The sequence below is a fragment of the Caldimonas hydrothermalis genome (assembly GCF_056746695.1).
Window position 1 is genome coordinate 1 of the sequence record NZ_JBWQXA010000029.1, and the last position, 2,315, is coordinate 2,315.

General features: G+C 66.1%; 3 protein-coding genes and 1 pseudogene. All 4 read left to right on the top strand.

Going from position 1 to position 2,315, the window contains the following annotated elements; translation table 11 throughout:
• Positions 1 to 285 (top strand): DUF2345 domain-containing protein (locus tag AC1ECW_RS16210; RefSeq protein WP_481202293.1); only part of this gene is annotated, 285 nt, incomplete at its 5' end.
• The gene (locus tag AC1ECW_RS16215; protein WP_481202294.1) at positions 282 to 1,085 is read left to right on the top strand and encodes a DUF4123 domain-containing protein; all 804 of its coding nucleotides are present in this window, start codon (positions 282 to 284) and stop codon (positions 1,083 to 1,085) included. The genes AC1ECW_RS16210 and AC1ECW_RS16215, both read left to right, overlap by 4 nt.
• A gap of 7 nt (positions 1,086 to 1,092) precedes the next feature.
• Positions 1,093 to 1,845 (top strand): DUF3304 domain-containing protein, encoded by a 753-nt coding sequence (locus AC1ECW_RS16220; RefSeq protein WP_481202295.1) that lies wholly within the window; start codon positions 1,093 to 1,095, stop codon positions 1,843 to 1,845.
• An 8-nt stretch (positions 1,846 to 1,853) separates the two neighbouring features.
• Positions 1,854 to 2,315, top strand: a pseudogene (locus tag AC1ECW_RS16225) (hypothetical protein); the annotation flags it as partial.

The window sequence follows — 2,315 nt, forward strand, 5'->3', positions numbered from 1 at the left end:
CTGGCTGCGCAGCAGGCGCTGGACATCCAAAGCGCGGCGGCCCACCTGGACGCCACGGCGGCGCGCAGCCTCACCCTGGCCACCGCCGGCGGCGCACGCATCACCCTGAGCGCCCAGGGCCTGCAGGTGCACTGCCCGGGCACCTTGCGCATCCAGGCCGCGCAGATCCGCATGCTCGGGGCAAAGCGGGTGCAGCCCTTGATGCCAGCGATGCCCAGGACGCTGTGCGTCGAATGCCTCAAACGCTCCCTGGACGCAGCGCCGGCCTTCACGAGGATGGAATGAACGGATACATCGATGCCTTCGAGCCGGGCTGGCTGGAGGGGCTCGACCAACTGGCCCAGACCGTCCCGGCAGGCCTGCAATGCCTGTTGATCCTGGACGGCGCCTTTGTGCCGAGTTTGGCCGCCCGTCTGCGGGCCTGTGGCGCCCATCCTCAGGTGGTGTTCGAGCGTTGGCCCGGGGTCGGGCCCGATGTGTTGGACCTGTCGCCCTGTGTCGTGGCCCATCGTCCGAAACAGCCCGATTGGCGAGCCTTCTTGGATCTTTGCAACACCCGGCCCATGGTGACGGCGCTGACCACCCCGGAGACAGCCACGCAGCTCGCGGACCGGCTGGCACGATGGTCCATCGTCAACGCGGCGGGCACGACATTTCATCTGCGCTGGGCCGATACACGCCGTTTACCGGCGATTGCGAACGCCTTGCGCCCTGAGCAATTGGCCGAGCTGATCGGAGCGGCCCGCCAGTGGCAGTGCATCGGGCGCGATGGCCGCTGGCACCGTCTGCCCGTGCCCCCGGAGGGCACACACCCGACGGCCACCGAGGACTGGGCCGACCCGGTCCTGGACGAGGCGCAGTGCGCTGCGCTGGTGCACGACAGTGAAGCTGACGAGATGCTGGCATTGCTGGCGCGGGACCTCGGTGAGCTGTGGCAAACCACGCGGCCCTCGTGGCGGCATGCGCAGGCATGCCGTGCCTTGCAAAGTGCCGATCAGCGCGAGGTGCGGGATCTCCCCGGCCGCCTGAGCCGGGTGCGCGAGGCCCTGATGAAGCCCGGCGACAGGGTACTGACTGGAGGATGAAGAGCCGATGAAGCGGGAAGTGAAAGCTGCAAGCGGGTGGCTGTTGCCGAGGCTGCTGTGGCTGTGCGCCGTGCTGCTGAGCGGCTGCGCAGGGGCGGTGCGCGCCGATCGCGATGCGGTGGCGGTGACGGCGGTGAACTACACGGGGCGGGAATTGAACGCGGTGCTGTTCATCGATCCGCAAAACGATCAAAAAGTGGCGGGCGGCCCCGGGGTGGACCCTTACAGCGGCAATGGTGCGATGTGCTGCTACGCGCTGCCGAGGCGGTGGCGGCCGGGCATCCAGGTGAAGCTGCGCTACGACTGGTGGACGGGTTCGTCGTATGACCGACGCTACGAGACGATCGTGCGGGAGCTGCCGCCGTATCCGACGGACGAACCGGGGGTGTTGTGGGCCTTGTTCTATGAGGACGGCAGCGTCGAAGTGCTGGCCAGCGCGGTGGACCCGGGGCATCCGCAATGGCCGGGCAAGCTCAACCACTGGCCAATTCCGAGCCGGGAGCACAGGCTCAAGCTGTGGCAGATGGAGTATGACCGGGTGGCGGCAGGGATCTCTTACTACGAAGAGCTGATCAAAGGCCCCTCTGGGAAACGGTTGGAAGAGATCTGGGCGCACCTTCAACGGTACTCGCCAAACGACTTGAAAGGATTCTCAGACTCCAACGACCCTCGATTCAGCCAAGCCATCCGGGAGGACGCTGAACGGTCGCTGCGCACGATACGTGCGTGGCTTGAGCAATTGGAGAAAAACAAGCCATGACTTCGGCCGTGAAATTGGCGCCCGCGGTGCCGCAGACCTATGACGATCCCGCCAACTACGAGCGATTTTTCACCGAAGAAGAACGGCTCAGAACTATTCAAAACAAGTTCGTCATCCCCCGCGAAACCCCCGCCATCGGCCAACCTGGCCGTTCGTGCGAGACGAACCTGTTCTTCGGATTTTTCTTCGATGGCACGCGCAACCACTACGGGCTGAGCGAGCAGCGCGGCGACCACACGCATTCGAACGTGGCGCGCTTGTTCGAGGCCTACCCGGGGCAGACGATCGCCCCGCGCTCGGCGATCACGGCGCGGGCACTGTGGCCCAACGAGGCGGCGTATCCGAACTACTTTCGCGTCTATCTGCCCGGCGTGGGCACGCCCTTCGAGGAGATCGACGACAGCGGTGCAGGCCTGGACGAGAAGCTGGGCTCGGCCTTTGCACGCTGGGGCGAGCGGCGCATCCTGTGG